Genomic DNA, 18,335 nt, shown 5'->3' with positions numbered 1-18,335 from the left:
CGTCGCCACCATGACCTTGACCGCACCCGTCGGCCCGATCACGACGTCGCCTTCAGCGCGCGGATCACTGCGGCCACCGTCTTGGCATCGGCGCCCCGGCCGACGCGCATCGCGATGCCGTCGATCTCAAGCTCGATCAGGCCGGCATCTCGAGTGGCTTGCCGTTTCCGCTGCTTCGGTGAACGGCTCGCTACAGGTTCCGCCGCCGCCACAACCGCCGGCACAAAGGCAGGAGAATCTTGCTGCACCGAAGTGGCCTGTTTGCGCGCTTCGCGGCGCCAGGCGAACACCTGCTGCGGCCTGAGACCATAACGCCGGGCAACTTCGGAAATGATTGCGTTCGGCTCCAGCGTCTCCGCGACGATCCGCGCCTTGTCATCCATCGACCAGTGACGCCGGCCGCCAGCACCGTTGATCACCTCGAAACGCCGAAGCTGCCGCTCCGGGTCAAACGTAAGGTCAAGTCCAGACACAAGCCGATCTCCGATCCCAATACAGAATCGGCAACCTCACAGATCGCGACCACTCCCGAAAGGTGGTCCCACAACAGCGCTTACCCTGGACGACTTCACCCTTGCCAAGCATCTGATGGTTACGGGATACGTGGCGGTCAGACAGGGCGGCTACGATGTCAGGGCCGATGAGCGCTGCACCGTCCGGGGCTGTCAGACCGCCCTCGGCGCCTTGGATCGCCGCGATCGAAACCCAAGCGGACTCTCTGCAGCCATTTGTTTTTCGGCCGATAGCGGGCCTTCGGCGAAATTGGAGCTGTTGACTCTCCCAGACATTCGAAACGTGTGACCGCGGCTATTGGGTTCAATGATACGACCCTCGACGCAGGCCGTACGGAAGTCCTTGCCAGAGCCATCAATATACATTATGTGTAAATGTATATTGATATGAGGAAGGATGCCCGCATGCGCTCCATTGCCATCACTGACACGTTCTCGGTTGCAAGTCAGCCGAACGTTGCCGATTTCAAGCATTTGGCCGGCAAAGGCTTTCATGCGCTCATCAATGCACGACCCGACGGGGAGGAGGCTGGCCAGCCTGGAAACGTTGCCGAGCAGCGAGCAGCGCACTATGCCGGCCTTCGCTATAGCTTCGTTCCGGTCACCGGCGCGACGATCACGCGGGCCGATATTGACGCGTTCCGATCCGCTCTGGCTGCTTCGGCAGGGCCAGTCATTGCGCATTGCAAAAGCGGCGCACGGGCACTGACGCTCTACGTGCTGGGGGAAGTGCTCGATGGGCGGATGGAGGTCGACGATGTCGTATCCTTCGGAAAGAGCCACGGCTTCGACCTTTTCGGCGCGGTCAAATGGCTGGAAAAAACTGCCCGCGAGCGTCCGCGCGTAAAAGGCTTCTTCGACCCGCGCACCTATTCAATCCAGTATGTGGTTGCAGATCCGGCGACGAAGAGATGCGCCATCATCGATCCGGTGCTCGACTTCGATGGGAAGTCCGGCGCGACTGGAACCAGGAGCGCCGACGCCATCCTCGCCTATGTCGACGACGAGGGACTGTCGGTCGAATGGATCCTCGACACCCATCCGCACGCCGACCACTTCTCCGCGGCGCACTACCTCAAGGAGAAGACCGGCGCGCCAACCGCCATTGGTGCGCGTGTCGCCGATATCCAAAAGCTTTGGCACGGCATCTACAACCGGCCTTCCGCACAGGACGGTTCGCAGTGGGATCGGCTGTTCGCGGATGGCGATCGGTTCAAGGTCGGTTCCATCGACGCCCATGTGATGTTGTCGGCAGGACACACCCTTGCCTCTGTGACTTACGTTATCGGCGACGCCGCCTTCGTTCACGACACCCTCTTCATGCCAGACAGCGGCACAGCGCGGGCCGACTTCCCTGGCGGCGATGCCCAGATTCTGTGGCGATCCATTCAGAATATCCTCGCGCTGCCGGACGAGACGCGCCTTTTCACGGGCCACGACTACCAGCCGGAAGGCCGGACGCCACGCTGGGAGAGCACGGTCGGTGAACAGAAGCGCGCCAACCCGCATGTCGCCGGGATGGACGAGGCTGCCTTCGTCAAACTGCGCGAGGCGCGCGATCGCTTGCTGCCCATGCCCAAGCTGATCCTCCACGCACTGCAGGTAAATCTGCGCGGCGGCCGCCTTCCAGAACCGGAAGACAACGGCCGGCGCTATCTCAAATTTCCGCTCGACGCGCTCCAGGGAGCGGCATCGTGACTGCGATGGACGATTTGAAAACGAAAGGCATGAGCCTTGCCGCCATGGAGGTCCGCGCCGGCGAAGTCGCGGGATTGCTAAAGACGCTCGCCCATCCGGTCCGGCTGCTGCTCGCCTGCACGCTTGCCGAGGGCGAATACTCGGTCGGCGCGCTCGAGGAAAAGCTCGATATCCACCAGCCGACGCTCTCTCAGCAACTCACCGTTTTGCGCGAGGCTGGGATTGTCGAGACGCGACGCGAAGGCAAGCAGATTTTCTACCGCCTTACGGCGGACAAGGCGGCGCAGCTCATCGGGGCTCTCTATGGTATCTTCTGCGAGCCTGGGAGCACGTCATGAGCGGTTACTGGGTGTCGCTGATCGGTGGCATGATCATCGGCCTCTCTGCGGTCTTGCTGCTTGTCCTGAATGGGCGCGTCGCCGGCATAAGTGGCATTGTCGGACGTCTGGCGCAGGGAGCTAACATCCTGACGAACGGCGCCTTCGTCGTAGGCCTCGCCCTCGGACCGGTGTTGTTCCTCGCACTATTCGGGCATATGCCGGCGGTCACCGTCACCGGGTCGTGGCCACTGATCGTCGTCGCGGGCTTGCTCGTGGGTTTCGGCACGCGCATGGGTTCGGGCTGCACCTCGTGCCACGGCGTCCTCGGTCTTGCCCGGTTGTCGCGGCGCTCTTTCGCCGCCGTCGTCACGTTCCTCGCGGCCGGCGTGCTCGCCGTCGCTCTACTGAAGTGCGCCGCACCATGACCGTTCGCAAGTCGCAAATCATCGTTTCCGTCGGCGCCGGTCTGGTCTTTGGCTTCGGCCTGTCGCTGTCGGGCATGCTCGACCCGATACGCGTGCAAGGCTTTCTCGACGTCTTTGGCGCGTGGGACTCGAGCCTGGCCTTCGTGCTTGGCGGCGCCGTCGCGGTGGCCTTCGTCGGACTCCGCGTGGGGCGGCGCATGCCGCGGCCGATACTCGACACGACGTTCCATTTCCCGGTGTCGACAAGCATCGATGCGCGGCTGATCGCGGGCTCCGCGCTATTCGGCCTCGGCTGGGGGCTCGGGGGATTGTGCCCCGGCCCCGCTGTCGCCTCGCTGTCGCTTGGCCTCTGGCAAACCTGGCTCTTCGCGCTGGCAATGCTCGCCGGCATGATATTTCACGACCGGTTCTTCAAGCGGATGCGGCCTTGACCGGCGCCATGGTGAGCGCCGTCGGCTCGGGCGGTATCGTCGGCTTGATGCTCGGCCTGCTGGGTGGTGGCGGCTCGATTCTTGCCGCACCGCTCCTGCTCTATGTCGTTGGCGTTTCCAGCCCTCACATCGCCATCGGCACCAGCGCACTTGCCGTTTCGGCCAACGCGATTGCCAACTTCGCCGGGCATGCGCTGAAAGGGCACATCTGGTGGCGCTGCGCGATCGTCTTTGCCGCTGTCGGTGCGGTGGGCGCACTCGCCGGCTCCAGCTTCGGGAAGGCTATGGACGGTCAGCACCTGCTCGTCCTGTTCGCCCTGCTGATGATCGTGATCGGCGTCCTGATGCTCAAATCACGCAAGACCGTAGCCGCAACGGCTCGGCCCGTGGATCGACGTATGTGTCTGCTGACGGCGTTCGCTGCGATCCTCGCGGGTGGTGCGTCCGGATTTTTCGGCATTGGCGGCGGGTTCCTGATCGTGCCCGCCCTATTGGCCGCCACGGGGATGCCGATGATCAACGCGGTCGGCTCCTCTCTGCTCGCGGTCTCCGCCTTCGGCCTCGCAACTGCCATCAACTACGCCGCCTCCGGGCTGATCGACTGGCTGCTCGCGGCCGAGTTCATTGGCGGCGGTATCCTTGGGGGGATGATCGGCATGACTGTCGCCACTCGGCTTTCCGCCGGCAGGGACACGCTCAACCGCATCTTCGCCATCGTTATTTTCATTGTCGCAGGCTACGTGCTGTGGCGGAGCGAAGGCCGCTAGACGCTGCCTCCATAACGAGAAATCACCCCGCGCCGTGTGCAGCCGGTTTCAAGGTTCCAGGCTGGATCGACTTGCTTTGTGGTGCGGTTCCATGTCGGCTGTTGGCGCAAGCGCGTCGATCCGAGGCTCTCGGGAAGGTCGGCTTCCAGACGGTGATCAAGTCGCCCTGAACGGCCGACTTCGGCGCGTGGCAGACGTCCCTCAAATCATGGCGTAGAAGCGCCGCAAACCGGCGGGGGTCAATATCGCGTCGTGCCTCAGCTTTGTGATGAATGCCATTTATACGCCATTGGCGCCGCGGGCAGTTGCGGACGCGGCTCCTATTCTGCACCTGGACGGCTTTGTGAGGCTTTGAGGAATAAAGGTCCGATTCATTAACGCTTTGATTTTCTTATTCGTTTTTGGTTTTGCGACACTCCGTCGCATGGTAGACAAACCACTTTTTGAGTCGAGCGCGTCTACCAATTCCGCCATAGGGGCTCAGGCCGGGCGGCCTGGATGGGCGCGGACTATACGGTTGGAGGCCTGTTCGTCAACTGGCCAATTCCCTGGAGCCTATCTAGCCCAAGCCTAAGCTTCGATTTCGTCGTCGGAGGCTTCGGTCCATAGTGGGCATCTCAGCCCGTTGAACCCTTCTACCGCAACAGCGGCCACAGAATGCCGATGAATACTGACGCCCCATCCATGAGCCAATGCGCCGTCGCCAGCGGCAGCACGCGGTGCACATGATCAGATTGAGTTAGGATCGGGTTCTGAACGCTACGGTGGAAACGAGTTCAGCCAAGTCCGGTTTCCGGAGTGAAAGCAGAATGTATCGACCCGGCCATGAGCAAAACATCACCGAGGGCGGCTCACATCTCCTCGAGGGCGTCGGCAATATAGCCGCCGGTCTGAAGCTTCCACAGTCGGGCATAGAGCCCGTCGCGCTCCAGCAGCGCCGATGGTTTTCCCTCCTCGACGATGCGGCCTTTGTCGAGGACGACGATCCGGTCCATCCTGGCAATCGTCGACAGGCGATGGGCGATGGCGATCACGGTTTTGCCTTCCATCAGAAGAGCGAGCTTGTCCTGGACCGCCGCCTCGGCTTCGCTGTCCAATGCGGACGTCGCCTCATCGAGAACCAGGATTGGCGCGTCCTTGAGCAACACCCGGGCGATCGCGACGCGCTGGCGCTGGCCGCCGGAAAGTTTCACCCCGCGGTCGCCAACGAAAGCGTCGTAGCCGGTTCGGCCTTCGCTATCTCTGAGATCGGCGATGAAGTCGTCGGCCTCGGCCAGCATCGCGGCGTGCTCCACCTCCTCCGGCGGGGCATCGGGCCGGCCATAACGGATGTTGTCGCCGACGGAGCGATGCAGAAGCGAGACGTCCTGGGTGACGACGCCGATGCTCTCCCGAAGGCTGGCCTGGGTCACGCTGCGGAGATCCTGCCGATCGATCAGGATCGCGCCGCCCTTCAGCTCGAAGAACCTTAGGAGCAGGCTGACAAGGGTCGACTTGCCGGCGCCGGAGAGGCCAACGAGCCCGACCTTCTCGCCTGCGCGCACGGTGAGCGACAGGTCTTCGATCACCCGTTGGCCCTCGCGGTATTCGAACTGGATGTTCTTGAACTCGACTTCCCCGGCCGAGACGTCGAGCGGCTTGGCGTTCGGCGCGTCTTTTATGGTCGGCGGCGTCGTCACGACCGGCATTGCGTCGCGGATCGTGCCCACCGCCTGGAAAATCTGCTGGCCCATCTGCAGGAAGGCACGGGAGTTGGCGTTGAGCCGCTGCACGATGGCGATCGAAGCGGCGAACTGGCCAACCGTGACGAAGCCGGCGACAAATCCCCAGAGCCCTATGGCAACATTGGTGAGAAAGAGGGCAACGTTGAGCAGGACGACGCCCATATCGGTCGTCAGATAGATGCGCCTTTCGCGCTGCTGGGTCTCGATGGCGTTTTCCATGACGGTCCGTATCGCGCCCGCCTCGCTGTCTTCCGCCGCAAACAGCTTGACCATCTGGATGTTGCTGTAGAGGTCGGTCATGGCGCCGACCACGAGGCTTCGCCCGCGCGCCGAGCGGCGCGACCGCTCGGAATATTGGGGTACCGCCACCACCGCAATGGCGATGTTGGCGGAGATCCAGACGAAAACCGGCAGCGCCAGCGGCCACGACAACGCGCCAAGCAGAACGAGCGAACCGACGAGTTGCACCAGGAACAGCGGTATTCTGTAGAAGGCCACGACGATCTGCTGCTGCACGGCGGATGCGACTTGCGAAATGCGCGACGCCACCTGACCGGCGAAGAGATCGTGGAAGAAGGCAAGGTCCTGGCGTTCCACTGCCTTGTGGCCCTGCCACTGCATCGCCGCCGGCATGCATACGGCCACCGTCTGCGAGTTCAGCGCATTGCCCACGAAGATGAGCAACGGCAGCACGGGGAAAACCAGCACGCCGAGCACGACCAGCGTCGGCCAGTCCTCCTGCAGGAAAACCGCCGCGCCCTTCGCGCTCACCCCGTCGACGACGAACGAGGCCCCCCAGATCGTCGCAAGGTTGATCCCCTCGACCGCCATCATCAGGATGGTAATGGCCGCAAGGGTGCTGCGGAACATCCGCGCAAAATGCAGGAGCAATGCAAACGGCCCGCTCGCAGGCAGCGGCGCGGGTGGAATATCCAGCGGACGGATGAGCGTCTCAAAGGGGCGATAAATGAAATCAGACAACGACATGGCGGCGCAAAGGGCGAAGCAGGGAGAGAGGATGCGACAGGAATCGCCGGTATTTAAACACGGATCGTGTTCGACCGGAAAACGCGGCAACGTATTAGAACTCGCCTTGACGCATTTCAGGCGCAGAAGTTCGATGCCCTTGCCTGTTCGTCAACGGCCAATTCCCGAGATCCGGTCTCGCCCAAGCCCGGCCTTTCGATTTCGTGAAGCAGCTGCCATTGTGCAGCGCGGAAAATCTTTCTAGACAGGCGGCGCATGTCATTGAAGCGCACCCTGTCCGACGAGGTTGATACGGGGGCGCTTCCAAGTCTTGTTTGTGCCATGTCGTGACCCCAAGACCGCTACTGGTTTGGGCGTGCATTAGGAGTGCCGATGCTTCGCGGACTTTACGACTGGACCTTGTCGCTGGCGGCGAGCAAATCCGCCGAATGGTGGCTGGCCTTCATCGCCTTCGTCGAGAGCTCTGTGTTCCTGGTGCCGGCCGATGTGCTCTATCTGCCGATGGCGCTGTCGCGGCCGGATCGCGCTTACCGTTATGCGCTGGTTGCCACCGTCGCCTCGGTGCTGGGCGGCATCGCCGGCTGGTTCATCGGCCACTACGCCTATGACGCGGTGGCGCGGCCGATCCTCGAATTTTATGGCAAATACGACGAGTTCGAGGCGATGCGCGTCTCGTCGGGTGTCGGCTTCATCATCCTGATGCTGGTCACCTCCGGCCTCGCCCATCTGCCGCCGATCAAGGTGGTGACAATCCTGTCCGGCGTCATCGGTGTTCCTTTGCTGCTGTTCATCGTGCTGGCAATCGTTGCGCGCGGCGCCCGCTTCCTGTTTCTCGCCTGGCTGTTGCGCCGCTATGGCGAGCCAATCCGCCACTTCATCGAAAAGCGCCTTGGCCAGATTGCGGGCGCCGCCGCCGCTGCCCTGATTTTGCTCTATATCGTCGTCAAATACGCCGTCTGAACGGCATCGAACCGAATGGACTGAGTCCGATGACAGCGACCGTGAATGCCGATACCGGACGCCAGCGGCTGCGCACCGCCCTGTTTCTCGCTGTCGCCATGGCTGCCACGGTCGGCTCGGCGCTGGCCTTCCAGTATCTCGGCGGCTACATCCCCTGCAAGCTCTGCCTCGAGCAGCGCACCCCTTACTACGTCGGCGTGCCCTTGATGCTGCTGGCGGTGCTTGCGTCGGCTCTTCACGCGCCAGCCTGGATAAGCCGTGGCCTGCTGGCCATTGGCGGCCTGCTGATGCTCTACGGTGTCTATCTCGGCGTTTATCACTCCGGGGTCGAATGGGCGTGGTGGCCGGGCCCGACCGACTGCACCGCAGCCGCCGGACCGGTGGACACCGGCGGCAAGGGCGTGCTCGACGCTCTCGACAAATTCGTCCCGCCCTCCTGCGACAAGGCGGCGCTCCGCATCCTCGGCCTGTCCTTGGCCGGCTGGAACGCCATCGCCAGCTTCGTCCTGGCAGTCGTAGCCTTCCGCAGCGCCTTCGCCCGCGATTGATTTAGCGCGACACGAGATCATCCAAGAATTCGGCAGGCTGAGTCGTGTGGAGTGATTGTCGAGAACCGAAGCGGAGCGGACATTGGTCGGTGAGCATCGGAAGCGCAAAAAATCGCTTCAGACGGCCAGCCTCCCGAATTGTCGGATGATCTCAAGGTTCGAGTTCGACATCCCAGTAGAGATAATCCATCCAGCTTTCGTGCAGATGGTTGGGCGGGAACAGCCGGCCGTTATTATGCAAATCATGTACCGTCGGCTGATAGGGCTTCTGCAGCGGCCACATCTTGGCGTGGGCCGGCATCATGCCGCCCTTCCTCAGATTGCAGGGCGAGCAGGCAGCGACGACATTCTCCCAGGTCGTGGCGCCGCCGCGATGGCGAGGAATGACATGGTCGAACGTCAGATCGTCCGGCGTACCGCAATATTGGCACTGGAAACGGTCACGCAGGAAGACGTTGAAACGGGTAAACGCCGGATGCCTCGACGGCTTCACGTAAGCCTTCAGGCTGACGACGCTCGGCAGCTTCATCGAAAAGGTCGGTGAAGAGACGGCGTGTTCGTATTCGGCGACGATGTTCACCCTCTCGAGGAACACCGCCTTGATGGCATCCTGCCAGGACCAGAGCGACAGGGGGTAATAGCTGAGCGGACGGTAATCCGCATTCAGCACCAGCGCTGGAAGCCCATCCGGAGATACGGCAACCGTCACGTCGTTGACCTCCTTCACCTAGAACCGGTCGACGCGGATACTGTAAGCCCGACATGACAGGGATGTGAAGCGGATTGTCGATCTTGCCGGGTCTCAAAAACGCATGATTTCAATGCTTTTTTGCGGATTCAGGCCGGAGGCGCGGCATCCCTGCCCTTCAATTCGCGATAATAAGCCCAGAAAAGCCGCGATGCGACACCGCGCCACGGGCTCCATGATTCGGCAAGCCGGATCAGCATTTTCTCCGGCGGACGCGGGTCGATGCCGAGTGCATGGCCGACCGCGCTCTGCAAAGCAACGTCGCGCGCCGGAAAGATATCCGGGTGTCCGGCGGCAAACAAAAGGTAGACTTCAGCCGTCCACGGGCCGATGCCCGGGACCTTGGTCATGGCTGCGATAGCCTCGCTTGCATCGAGCCGGCACAGGTGATCGAGGTCGAGCCCGCCGGCCACCGCCTGGGCGACGGCAATCAGACCGCTCTGCTTGGGCCGCGACAGCCCGGCCTCGCGAAAGATCGCCTCGTCGGCGGCAAGGATCGCCTGCGGCGTCAGCGGATCGAGCAGTTTCGTCAGCCGGCCGAAGATGGCATCGGCGCTCGCGCGGGACACTTGTTGTGAAACGACGATCGAAGCAAGGCTCCTGAACCCCGGCTCCGACAGCCTGAGCGGCACCTCGCCGGCCATGCCGCGCACTTTTTCCAGGCGTGGGTCGAGCAAGCATAGCCTATCCAGCCCTTGCGCAATGTCGTCGAGACTGGCGATGCGTTGCATGTCTGCTTGTTCCAAAATCAAAAGTGCCGCACGCTTCGTCACGCGTCCCTCTGGACGCACGACGCCGCCGGCGCAAAGTAGCAATTGGCGAAAGCGCCGCACAACCCGATTGCCGCCGGACAATGACACTGCTGACATTCCGCTTCGCGCCGAGCCCGAACGGCGAACTGCATCTCGGCCATGCCTATTCGGCGCTGCTCAATCAGAAATTGGCAAAGGCGGCGGGTGGACGCCTGCTGCTGCGCATCGAGGATATCGATACGACGCGCTGCACGCCGGAATTCGAGACAGGCACTTTTCGCGACCTGAAATGGCTGGGGCTTGGCTGGGAGGAACCGGTGCGCCGCCAGTCCGAGCATTTTGCCGAATATCAGGCGATGCTCGAGCGGCTGATCGAAGCGGAGCTTGTCTATCCGGCCTTCATGAGCAGAAGTGAGATCCGCGCCTTCATCGCCGACAGTGAAAAGCGCGGCCGCGACTGGCCGCGCGACCCGGACGGCGTGCCGCTCTATCCCGCCGCCGACAAGGCGTTGCCGGCGAGCGAGCGTAAGCGGCGCATCGCCGAAAATGTGCCATTTGCCTGGCGGCTGGACGTCGATGCGGCAATGGCGCGCGCCGGCAAGGACCTGTTATGGGCCGAATACACGGACGAGACGCTCTCCGCGACGCGTCGTATCGAAGCCCGTCCGCAGGATTGGGGCGACGTGGTCGTGGCGCGCCGCGAAATCCCGACCAGCTATCATCTCGCCGTCACCATGGACGACGCGCTGCAGGGCGTCAGCCATGTCGTGCGCGGCCAGGACCTTTATTCCGCGACCAGCGTGCAGCGGCTGCTTCAGCAACTTCTTGGCCTGCCGCAGCCGGCCTATTTTCACCATCGCCTGATCCTCGGCCCTGACGGACGAAAACTGTCGAAGAGTCTTGGCGATACCGGCCTTGCCGCCCAGCGTAAGGCGGGCGCATCGCCCGCCGACGTCAAGCGGCTGGTCGGTCTCTAGACTAGACCGGTGAGCTGACGGCCATCAACGGCGCTCCTTCAATTCAAATGACTCTATGGATCAACCGTTTGGTTTTGCTTGCCGGCCCGAACGGCATTAAGCAGTCGCCGCAGTCGATCCCCCACCCGAATTCAACGCGGCCTCCGGAAAATGCACAGCCTCAAGCGGTTCATCCCCGCCTCTTTCGTCGTCCTGTGGGCGACCGGCTTCATCGGCGCACGCTATGCCATGCCGTGGGCGGAGCCCTTTACGTTCCTGGCCGCGCGCTTTGTCCTGGCCGCAATCCTGCTTGTCGCTTTGATGGCCGCACTTGGTTCGAGCCGCGCCACCCGCGATGAAGCGCTGCACGCGACGGGTGCCGGCATCCTGATGCATGGGGTCTATCTCGGCGGCGTGTTCTGGGCCATCCACCGGGGCATGCCCGCCGGGCTTTCAGCCCTGATCGTCGGCCTGCAGCCGCTGATCACGGCAGTGCTCGCCGGCCGGCTTCTGGGCGAGGCCATCCTGCCGCGCCACTGGGCCGGTCTCGGCCTCGGGTTGATCGGCGTGGTGATCGTGCTCTGGCCGAAGCTCGGCGCGCTCGGCGGCGGCGTGACGGCCGAAACACTGGGCGCCTCGCTGGTCTCCGTACTCGGCATGAGCGCCGGTACGATCTGGCAGAAGCGTTTCGCCTCCGGCGGAGATCTGGTGGCTGCCACGTTCTGGCAATATGTCGGCGGCGCATCGGTGATGGCTCTGGCCTCGCTCGCCTTCGAGACCCGAACGGTCATCGTCAATGGCGAACTGATGTTCGCTATGGCCTGGCTCGTGCTGGTGCTGTCGATCGGCGCCATCTTCCTGTTGATGGTGATGATCCGCGACGGCGAGATGTCGAAAGTCGCCTCGCTGTTTTACCTCGTGCCGGCCGTCACCGCGGTCATCGCCTGGGCATTGTTCGGTGAGCAATTGAGCCCGCTCCAGATCGCCGGCATGGCGATCGCGACGCTCGGCGTCGGGCTGGCGACGGCTCAGCCGCCGACGCGGGCACGTGCCTCTAAATAGCGGCTGATCGCGGCGTTGAGCTCGCCACCGAGGATGAAGATCGCCGAGACGATATAGAGGAACACGACGGCGATCATGATCGAGGCGAGGCCGGCATAGGTCGTCACATAGGACGAGAAATGATCGAGATAGGCGGCGAAGATGGTCGACCCGATGAGCCAGCCGACCAGCGTGAAGATGATGCCAGGCACGATCGAAACGAAGCGGCGCTTGCCGGCCGGCAACCAGAAATGCACGGCGAACAGACCGCCGATGATGACGACCGAGGCTATAACGTAACGCCACAGCGTGATCGTGCCCATATAGGGTTTTATCCATTCGAAATGCGACTCGGCCAGCCGTGCCAGCAATGGCGCGAAGACCAGCAGCACGCTGATCGCCAAAAACCCGGCCGTCGCGATCAGCACGAAGATGATGCTCTGCACTCGCCGGTAGATGATGCCGCGCGTTTCCGAGACACGATAGGCGCGGTTGAGCGAAGTGCGCAGCGCCTCGATCCCGTTCGAGGCGAAGTATCCGGCAAGCACGATACCGTAGGTCAACAGGTCACTGCGCCGAACGGTAAGCACGTTGAGCACTTCGCGCGCGATCGGTTTGGCGATCTGCTCCGGCCATGTGTCGAATACAAGGTGCACGGCGGTGTCGGCGAAAGCCTGCGCACCGAAAAAACTCGCCAGCGTCGTGGCGAAGATCAGGAAAGGAAAAAGCGCCATCAGCGCGGTGATCGCCAGATGGCTGGCCATTGCCCAGCCGTCGTCGGTGTTGAAATGGCCGAGCGCGTCGTAGAGGACGCGTTTGAGGGCTACGATCTTCCGCAACAAGAACCGCGTTCCCTTCGATTGTCCCGACGCCGCGAATATGGGAAGGGTTTGCGGTAAATGACAACCCTAGGTCAAACCACCATTCCTCCCGGAGAAAAGTTGCGCACCATCATTGTCACAGGTGCCTCTTCCGGAATAGGTGCCTATTGCGCCCGAGCGCTGAAGGCGGAAGGCTGGCGGGTGTTCGCAACGGCCCGAAAGCCCGAAGATATCGCCGCGCTAGAGGCCGACGGCATCGAGGCCTTTTATCTGGACTACACCGAGCCCGGATCGATCGAGGCGCTGGTGGCGTCGGTGCTGGAACGGACCGGCGGCCGGCTCGATGCGCTCTTCAACAACGGCGCCTACGGACAGCCCGGCGCCGTCGAGGACCTGCCGGTCGAGGCTTTACGGCAGCAGTTCGAGGCCAATGTCTTTGGCTGGCATGATCTCACTCGCCGTGTCGTACCGGTGATGCGCCGCCAGGGCCATGGTCGTCTCGTTCATTGCTCATCGATCCTCGGCCTCGCGCCGGTGCCTTTTCGCGGCGCCTACTCGGCATCGAAGCACGCTATCGAAGGGCTGATGCTGTCCCTCTATCAAGAGCTCCTCGGCAGCGGCATCCATGTTTCGCTGATTGAGCCGGGGCCGGTGAAATCGAAGATCGCTAGCAACAGCCTTGCATGGTTCCTGGCAAATATCGATCATGAGAATTCCGTTCATCGCCTCGCCTATGCGGCGCAACTCAAACGGCTGCGGGCCGGCGGCAGCACATCGCGGCTGAAGCCCGGGCCGGAGGTGGTTTATGCCGCCTTGCGCCATGCCCTTCTGTCGCGGCGCCCGCGCCCGCATTATGTGGTAACGGTGCCGGCCAGGATCGGCGCAATCCTTAAACGCATCGTGCCGTCATCGATACTCTACCGTCTGCTCGCCAAACGCGCCTGAACGCAATTCACCTGGGACACACCATGGCAACCGTCTTCAACATCCTCGCCGTTCTCGTCATGGTTGCCGTGGTGATCGTGCTGATCCGCGGTCTCATCAACATGATGCGCGGCGGCTCCAGCATGACCTCCAACAAGCTGATGCAGACGCGCGTGCTGTTGCAGTTCGTGGCCTTGGTGCTGATCATGCTGGCGGTATATTTCACCCGTAAGTGACGCAGCAGCCACCAGCCGGGAGGTAACCCGTGGTCAAGCTCAACAAGATCTACACCCGCACCGGCGACGATGGCACCACCGGCCTCGGCTCTGGTGAGCGGCGGCTGAAATCCGACCTTCGAATCGAGGCCTACGGCACCGTCGACGAGGCCAATGCCTGCATCGGCATGGCCCGCATTCATACAGCGGCAGTAAATCCGGCGATCGATGCGATGCTCGGCCGCATCCAGAACGACCTTTTCGATCTCGGCGCCGATCTGGCAGTCCCCGATGATGGCAAGCCGCTCGACTACGAGCCGTTGCGCATCATCGCCTCGCAGACCGACCGCATCGAACAGGATATCGACCTCTTCAACAAGGACCTTGAGCCGCTCAAATCCTTCGTGCTCAACGGCGGTACGCCGGCAGCGGCTGCCCTTCACCTCGCCCGCACGGTGGCCCGCCGCGCCGAGCGCATCATGGTGGCGCTGTCGCAAGACCCGGACGAGCACGTCAACCGCGAGGCGATAAGATACATCAACCGTGTCTCGGACTTTCTGTTCGTCGCCGCACGCGCGGTCAATGACAACGGAAACGCCGACGTGCTATGGGTTCCCGGCAAGAACCGCTGAATCCGCCGGAAGCGGGAGAGGCCCGATGTTCATCCCGCTTTACGACACCAACCGGCTGCGGCACATCAAGCTGCAATATGTGACGATCAGCCTGATCGCGCTAAACGTGCTGATCTACTTTGTCACAACGCTTGGCGGCGAGGACTTCGCCAACGCCGCGGTGCTGGGCCTCGGCTTCATCCCGTCTGTTGTGCATGACAGCGTCGAGCTCGCTCCGCAATTTGTCGTCATTCCGGAGAGCCTGAGCTATCTGACCTATTCCTTCCTGCACGCGGATATCTTCCACCTCGGCGGCAACATGCTGTTCCTGTGGGTGTTCGGCGACAATGTCGAGGATGCACTCGGCCATGTCCGCTATCTCGTCTTCTACCTGCTTTGCGCCATCGCCGGCGCTTTCTTCCAGGGTCTGGTTGCCTGGGATTCGCAAGTGCCGCTGATCGGCGCGTCGGGCGCCATCGCCGGTGTCGTCGCTGCCTACCTGATCCTTTATCCGCGGGTGAAGGTATGGGTGCTGGTCTTCGCACGCATCCCGTTGCGCATCCCGGCCTTCATACCGCTCATCCTGTGGATCCTGTTCCAGATCTTCATGTTTGCCCAGGGAGGCGAGGATCAGGTTTCCTGGGCCTGCCATATTGGCGGCATCATCGCTGGAGCCGTACTGGTGCTTATCTTGCGCAGCCGCGGCGTGCCGCTGCTCGCCGGCGCAGACGAGGAGCCGGCCGTGGTCGCCGGTCCGGTGCCCCTAGCCGTGGAGCCGGCGCCAAGCGACCCACAACCTGCGCAGCCGGCGCCGCGCTGGGGCAGGGGGACCGTTTCCGGTCCGGACTGAACCGATTTGAGTGCTTCGCCGAAGATCCGAGTGCGCCCCGGATATTGACGCGCGAGGTCGCCGCAACTACGGAAGCGCCACCCTACTGGCGTGGCGAAGACCAGAATTCCGTCCGGAATGTCGGCTTTCGACAACTCTGAAGAGGTGCACGCTGCTATAGCGCGCCCGACGAGCGTAAAGAGACTATCGTGAAAGAGGTGACAGGCAAATGAAGATCCTTGTGCCCGTGAAGCGGGTTGTGGATGCGAACGTCAAGGTCCGGGTGAAGGCGGACGGTTCGGCGGTGGAACTCGCCAACGTCAAGATGGCGATGAACCCGTTCGACGAGATCGCGGTGGAAGAGGCGATCCGGCTGAAGGAAGCTGGCAAGGCCGAAGAGATCATCGTCGTATCGATCGGGCCGCAGCAGGCACAGGAGACGTTGCGCACGGCGCTCGCCATGGGCGCCGACCGCGCCATCCTGGTCAAGACCGACGAGCAGACTGAGCCGCTGGGCGTCGCCAAGGTACTGAAGGGCGTCGTCGAGGCAGAACAGCCCGGCCTGGTCATTCTCGGCAAGCAGGCGATCGACGACGATTCCAACCAGACCGGCCAGATGCTGGCCGCACTTCTCGGCTGGGCTCAGGGCACCTTCGCCTCCAAGATCGTGCTCGACGGTGACAAGGCCACCGTGACGCGCGAGGTCGATGGCGGCCTGCAGACGCTGGAACTGAAGATGCCGGCAATCGTCACGGCCGATTTGCGGCTGAACCAGCCACGCTACGCGTCGCTGCCCAACATCATGAAGGCCAAGAAGAAGCCGCTCGACGAGAAGAGCCCTGCCGACTACGGCGCCGACGTCAAGCCGCGGCTGAAGGTGATCAAGACCGAGGAGCCGGGCGGCCGCAAGGCGGGCGTCAAGGTCAAGAGCGTCGCCGAACTGGTCGACAAGCTGAAGAATGAAGCCGGCGTGCTGTAGGAATTCATGTGATGCCGGCCTGCAAACGGCAGGGTTCTCCGCTTCCGGTGCTCACCTACTGAAGTACGCTCCGCTCCGGTTCTCGAACCCAACCGTTTTCGACTCGGCCTGACATGAATTCGAACGTCCCCACTGAAGTGGATCAAGGAATAAAGAGATGACAATTCTTCTGATTGCCGAACATGACAACGCGACGCTTTCCGACCAGACCGCCAAGGCGCTTTCGGCGGCGCTGCAGATCGGTTCGGACGTGCATGTGCTGGTTGCCGGCAAAGGTGCCAAGCCGGCAGCGGACGCCGCCGCCAAGCTCAAGGGCGTCACCAAGGTGCTGCTCGCCGACGCCGACGAACTGACCGAGCGTCTCGCCGAACCGCTGGCGGCACTCGTCGTTTCGCTTGCTGAGCCATACGAGACGATCATCGCGCCGGCGACCTCGTCGGGCAAGAACGTCGCGCCCCGCGTGGCGGCGCTGCTCGATGTCGCCCAGATATCGGAAATCATCGAAGTCGTGTCGCCCGACACCTTCAAGCGGCCGATCTATGCCGGCAACGCCATCCAGACGGTGCAGTCGAGTGACGCCAAGAAGGTCATCACGGTGCGCACCGCTTCCTTCCAGGCAGCACCCGAGGGCGGTTCCGCGCCGGTCGAGACGGTCCAGGCGCCGGCCAATCCCGGCCTGTCGAGCTTTGTCGAGAACAAGCTCTCCGAGACCGACCGTCCAGAGCTGACCTCGGCCAGGATCATCATCTCGGGCGGCCGTGCGCTGGGCTCCTCCGAAAAGTTCCAGGAGGTCATCCTGCCGGTCGCCGACAAGCTCGGTGCGGCGGTTGGTGCATCTCGCGCCGCCGTCGATGCCGGCTATGCGCCGAACGACTGGCAGGTCGGCCAGACCGGCAAGGTGGTAGCGCCCGACCTTTACATTGCCGTCGGCATCTCCGGTGCTATCCAGCACCTTGCCGGCATGAAGGATTCGAAGGTGATCGTTGCCATCAACAAGGACGAGGAAGCGCCGATCTTCCAGGTCGCCGACTACGGTCTCGTCGGCGATCTCTTCGTCATTCTGCCGGAACTGCAAAAGGCGCTTTGACGCCTTCTGCCAAAGCGTATTAAATTCTGAGGGGTGGGGTAGACGAAGTCGCCCCGCCCTTTTAGTTTGCACTGCACAAAAAACGGGCCGCAAAGGCCTCGACGGGATCGGGTAATGAGCAAGATCGAGACGATCGGCATCATCGGCGCGGGCCAGATGGGTGGCGGCATCGCCCATGTGTCGGCGCTGGCGGGCTATAAGGTGCTGGTTTACGATATTTCGCCCGACCGCATCGAAAAGGGCATCGCTACTATCAGCGGCAACATGGCCCGTCAGGTCGGCTCCGGCAAACTCGAGGAAAAGCTGCGCAATGAGGCGATGGCGCGCATTTCGGCGGCACCGGCCATGGCCGACCTTGCGGGCGCCGATCTGGTGATCGAAGCAGCGACCGAGGACGAGACGGTCAAGCGCAAGATCTATGCCCAGCTCTGCCCGCAACTCAACCCCGAGGCTATCCTGGCGACGAACACGTCATCGATCTCGATCACGCGGCTGGCTTCGCAGACCGACCGCCCTGAACGCTTCATCGGCATACATTTCATGAATCCGGTTCCGGTCATGAAGTTGGTCGAACTGGTGCGCGGCATCGCCACCGAGGACCAGACCTTCGAAGCGGCAAAAACATATGTGAAGCAACTCGACAAGACGATCACCGTCTCGGAGGATTTCCCGGCCTTCATCGTCAACCGCATCCTGCTGCCGATGATCAACGAAGCGATCTACACGCTCTATGAAGGTGTCGGCTCGGTCGACGCCATCGATACCGCTATGAAGCTCGGCGCCAACCATCCGATGGGGCCGCTGCAGCTTGCCGATTTCATCGGGCTCGATACCTGCCTGTCGATCATGCAGGTGCTGCATGACGGGCTGTCGGATTCGAAATACCGCCCCTGCCCGCTGCTGGTCAAATATGTCGAGGCCGGCTGGCTCGGCCGCAAGACCGGGCGCGGCTTCTACGACTATCGCGGCGAGCATCCCGTTCCGACGCGCTGATCCCTAT

General features: G+C 62.5%; 21 protein-coding genes. 16 read left to right on the top strand and 5 right to left on the bottom strand.

What is annotated here, in order from left to right:
• Positions 1–38: 38 nt before the first annotated feature.
• Positions 39–473 carry an IS66-like element accessory protein TnpA gene (gene tnpA / locus NKG60_RS27270; RefSeq protein ID WP_352870008.1) on the bottom strand — a complete coding sequence of 145 codons (435 nt, stop codon included), beginning with the start codon at positions 471–473 and terminating at the stop codon, positions 39–41.
• A gap of 444 nt (positions 474–917) precedes the next feature.
• Here tnpA and blh point away from each other — a divergent pair, with 444 nt between their 5' ends.
• Genes blh through NKG60_RS27245 form a run of 5 tightly spaced genes read left to right on the top strand, consistent with a single transcriptional unit; the run spans position 918 to position 4,153 of the window.
• Positions 918–2,210 (top strand): bifunctional sulfur transferase/dioxygenase Blh, encoded by a 1,293-nt coding sequence (gene blh / locus NKG60_RS27265; protein WP_352670119.1) that lies wholly within the window; start codon positions 918–920, stop codon positions 2,208–2,210.
• Positions 2,211–2,215: 5 nt separating this feature from the next.
• On the top strand, positions 2,216–2,548 hold the full coding sequence (bigR, locus tag NKG60_RS27260; protein ID WP_352670148.1) for a sulfite-sensing transcriptional repressor BigR: 333 nt from the start codon (positions 2,216–2,218) through the stop codon (positions 2,546–2,548).
• The gene (locus tag NKG60_RS27255; protein WP_352864540.1) at positions 2,545–2,955 is read left to right on the top strand and encodes a YeeE/YedE family protein; all 411 of its coding nucleotides are present in this window, start codon (positions 2,545–2,547) and stop codon (positions 2,953–2,955) included. Before bigR ends, NKG60_RS27255 begins: the two co-directional genes overlap by 4 nt.
• Positions 2,952–3,386, top strand: a complete 435-nt coding sequence (locus NKG60_RS27250) for a DUF6691 family protein (protein WP_352670125.1) — start codon at positions 2,952–2,954, stop codon at positions 3,384–3,386. The genes NKG60_RS27255 and NKG60_RS27250 overlap by 4 nt, the downstream gene beginning before the upstream one ends.
• A gap of 8 nt (positions 3,387–3,394) precedes the next feature.
• The gene (locus NKG60_RS27245; RefSeq protein WP_473600042.1) at positions 3,395–4,153 is read left to right on the top strand and encodes a sulfite exporter TauE/SafE family protein; all 759 of its coding nucleotides are present in this window, start codon (positions 3,395–3,397) and stop codon (positions 4,151–4,153) included.
• 851 nt (positions 4,154–5,004) lie between these two features.
• On the opposite strand, the gene NKG60_RS27240 is transcribed toward NKG60_RS27245, so the two are convergent.
• Complete coding sequence (locus NKG60_RS27240) at positions 5,005–6,864, bottom strand: ABC transporter ATP-binding protein (protein WP_352864543.1); 1,860 nt, start codon at positions 6,862–6,864, stop codon at positions 5,005–5,007.
• 372 nt (positions 6,865–7,236) lie between these two features.
• On the opposite strand from NKG60_RS27240, the gene NKG60_RS27235 reads away from it, so the two are divergent.
• Together NKG60_RS27235 and NKG60_RS27230 are read left to right on the top strand one after the other, a co-directional pair.
• Positions 7,237–7,824: a YqaA family protein gene (locus tag NKG60_RS27235; RefSeq protein WP_023677958.1), complete on the top strand. Its 588-nt coding sequence runs from the start codon at positions 7,237–7,239 to the stop codon at positions 7,822–7,824.
• Between the two features lie 29 nt (positions 7,825–7,853).
• Complete coding sequence (locus NKG60_RS27230) at positions 7,854–8,372, top strand: disulfide bond formation protein B (RefSeq protein WP_352670133.1); 519 nt, start codon at positions 7,854–7,856, stop codon at positions 8,370–8,372.
• A 151-nt stretch (positions 8,373–8,523) separates the two neighbouring features.
• Here NKG60_RS27230 and NKG60_RS27225 read toward each other — a convergent pair whose 3' ends face one another.
• Both NKG60_RS27225 and NKG60_RS27220 read right to left on the bottom strand, forming a co-directional pair.
• Complete coding sequence (locus NKG60_RS27225) at positions 8,524–9,081, bottom strand: HNH endonuclease (RefSeq protein ID WP_023677956.1); 558 nt, start codon at positions 9,079–9,081, stop codon at positions 8,524–8,526.
• Positions 9,082–9,209: 128 nt separating this feature from the next.
• The gene (locus tag NKG60_RS27220; protein WP_352670137.1) at positions 9,210–9,851 is read right to left on the bottom strand and encodes a DNA-3-methyladenine glycosylase family protein; all 642 of its coding nucleotides are present in this window, start codon (positions 9,849–9,851) and stop codon (positions 9,210–9,212) included.
• A gap of 122 nt (positions 9,852–9,973) precedes the next feature.
• On the opposite strand from NKG60_RS27220, the gene gluQRS reads away from it, so the two are divergent.
• Positions 9,974–10,849: a tRNA glutamyl-Q(34) synthetase GluQRS gene (gene gluQRS, locus NKG60_RS27215; RefSeq protein WP_352670139.1), complete on the top strand. Its 876-nt coding sequence runs from the start codon at positions 9,974–9,976 to the stop codon at positions 10,847–10,849.
• A 150-nt stretch (positions 10,850–10,999) separates the two neighbouring features.
• Complete coding sequence (locus tag NKG60_RS27210) at positions 11,000–11,890, top strand: DMT family transporter (RefSeq protein ID WP_352668914.1); 891 nt, start codon at positions 11,000–11,002, stop codon at positions 11,888–11,890.
• On the opposite strand, the gene NKG60_RS27205 is transcribed toward NKG60_RS27210, so the two are convergent.
• A complete protein-coding gene (locus tag NKG60_RS27205) occupies positions 11,857–12,711 on the bottom strand; it encodes a YihY/virulence factor BrkB family protein (RefSeq protein ID WP_292656768.1) in 855 nt (284 codons plus the stop codon). The genes NKG60_RS27210 and NKG60_RS27205 overlap by 34 nt on opposite strands.
• A gap of 57 nt (positions 12,712–12,768) precedes the next feature.
• Between NKG60_RS27205 and NKG60_RS27200 the strand changes: the two genes are divergently transcribed.
• The 7 genes from NKG60_RS27200 to NKG60_RS27170 all read left to right on the top strand — a co-directional run bounded on the left by NKG60_RS27200 (position 12,769) and on the right by NKG60_RS27170 (position 18,328).
• Positions 12,769–13,635, top strand: coding sequence for an SDR family oxidoreductase (locus NKG60_RS27200; protein ID WP_352668915.1), 867 nt, complete (start codon positions 12,769–12,771; stop codon positions 13,633–13,635).
• A 23-nt stretch (positions 13,636–13,658) separates the two neighbouring features.
• Positions 13,659–13,850, top strand: coding sequence for a twin transmembrane helix small protein (locus NKG60_RS27195; RefSeq protein WP_023677950.1), 192 nt, complete (start codon positions 13,659–13,661; stop codon positions 13,848–13,850).
• 29 nt (positions 13,851–13,879) lie between these two features.
• Entirely contained in the window at positions 13,880–14,461 is a 582-nt protein-coding gene (locus tag NKG60_RS27190) for a cob(I)yrinic acid a,c-diamide adenosyltransferase (protein WP_352976047.1), read from the top strand.
• Between the two features lie 25 nt (positions 14,462–14,486).
• The gene (locus NKG60_RS27185; RefSeq protein WP_352668919.1) at positions 14,487–15,290 is read left to right on the top strand and encodes a rhomboid family intramembrane serine protease; all 804 of its coding nucleotides are present in this window, start codon (positions 14,487–14,489) and stop codon (positions 15,288–15,290) included.
• A gap of 208 nt (positions 15,291–15,498) precedes the next feature.
• Positions 15,499–16,248, top strand: a complete 750-nt coding sequence (locus tag NKG60_RS27180; protein ID WP_023677947.1) for an electron transfer flavoprotein subunit beta/FixA family protein — start codon at positions 15,499–15,501, stop codon at positions 16,246–16,248.
• A gap of 157 nt (positions 16,249–16,405) precedes the next feature.
• On the top strand, positions 16,406–17,335 hold the full coding sequence (locus tag NKG60_RS27175) for an electron transfer flavoprotein subunit alpha/FixB family protein (RefSeq protein ID WP_352668921.1): 930 nt from the start codon (positions 16,406–16,408) through the stop codon (positions 17,333–17,335).
• A 114-nt stretch (positions 17,336–17,449) separates the two neighbouring features.
• Positions 17,450–18,328 carry a 3-hydroxybutyryl-CoA dehydrogenase gene (locus NKG60_RS27170; RefSeq protein WP_023677945.1) on the top strand — a complete coding sequence of 293 codons (879 nt, stop codon included), beginning with the start codon at positions 17,450–17,452 and terminating at the stop codon, positions 18,326–18,328.
• Positions 18,329–18,335: the final 7 nt, after the last annotated feature.

It is taken from the genome of Mesorhizobium sp. M1428 (assembly GCF_040317515.1).
Taxonomy (GTDB): Bacteria; Pseudomonadota; Alphaproteobacteria; order Rhizobiales; family Rhizobiaceae; genus Mesorhizobium.
The sequence above is the reverse complement of the archived record's forward strand: the minus strand, read 5'-3'. Positions and strand labels throughout refer to the sequence as shown.

Excerpts from the sequence above, each read along its gene's own strand:
- blh (WP_352670119.1), top strand. The coding sequence starts at position 918 with ATGCGCTCCATTGCCATCACTGACACGTTCTCGGTTGCAAGTCAGCCG.
- bigR (WP_352670148.1), top strand. The coding sequence starts at position 2,216 with ATGGACGATTTGAAAACGAAAGGCATGAGCCTTGCCGCCATGGAGGTC.
- NKG60_RS27255 (WP_352864540.1), top strand. The coding sequence starts at position 2,545 with ATGAGCGGTTACTGGGTGTCGCTGATCGGTGGCATGATCATCGGCCTC.
- NKG60_RS27250 (WP_352670125.1), top strand. The coding sequence starts at position 2,952 with ATGACCGTTCGCAAGTCGCAAATCATCGTTTCCGTCGGCGCCGGTCTG.
- NKG60_RS27245 (WP_473600042.1), top strand. The coding sequence starts at position 3,395 with ATGGTGAGCGCCGTCGGCTCGGGCGGTATCGTCGGCTTGATGCTCGGC.
- NKG60_RS27240 (WP_352864543.1), bottom strand. The coding sequence starts at position 6,864 with ATGTCGTTGTCTGATTTCATTTATCGCCCCTTTGAGACGCTCATCCGT.
- NKG60_RS27235 (WP_023677958.1), top strand. The coding sequence starts at position 7,237 with ATGCTTCGCGGACTTTACGACTGGACCTTGTCGCTGGCGGCGAGCAAA.
- NKG60_RS27230 (WP_352670133.1), top strand. The coding sequence starts at position 7,854 with ATGACAGCGACCGTGAATGCCGATACCGGACGCCAGCGGCTGCGCACC.
- NKG60_RS27220 (WP_352670137.1), bottom strand. The coding sequence starts at position 9,851 with ATGCAACGCATCGCCAGTCTCGACGACATTGCGCAAGGGCTGGATAGG.
- gluQRS (WP_352670139.1), top strand. The coding sequence starts at position 9,974 with ATGACACTGCTGACATTCCGCTTCGCGCCGAGCCCGAACGGCGAACTG.
- NKG60_RS27210 (WP_352668914.1), top strand. The coding sequence starts at position 11,000 with ATGCACAGCCTCAAGCGGTTCATCCCCGCCTCTTTCGTCGTCCTGTGG.
- NKG60_RS27200 (WP_352668915.1), top strand. The coding sequence starts at position 12,769 with ATGACAACCCTAGGTCAAACCACCATTCCTCCCGGAGAAAAGTTGCGC.
- NKG60_RS27195 (WP_023677950.1), top strand. The coding sequence starts at position 13,659 with ATGGCAACCGTCTTCAACATCCTCGCCGTTCTCGTCATGGTTGCCGTG.
- NKG60_RS27185 (WP_352668919.1), top strand. The coding sequence starts at position 14,487 with ATGTTCATCCCGCTTTACGACACCAACCGGCTGCGGCACATCAAGCTG.
- NKG60_RS27180 (WP_023677947.1), top strand. The coding sequence starts at position 15,499 with ATGAAGATCCTTGTGCCCGTGAAGCGGGTTGTGGATGCGAACGTCAAG.
- NKG60_RS27175 (WP_352668921.1), top strand. The coding sequence starts at position 16,406 with ATGACAATTCTTCTGATTGCCGAACATGACAACGCGACGCTTTCCGAC.
- NKG60_RS27170 (WP_023677945.1), top strand. The coding sequence starts at position 17,450 with ATGAGCAAGATCGAGACGATCGGCATCATCGGCGCGGGCCAGATGGGT.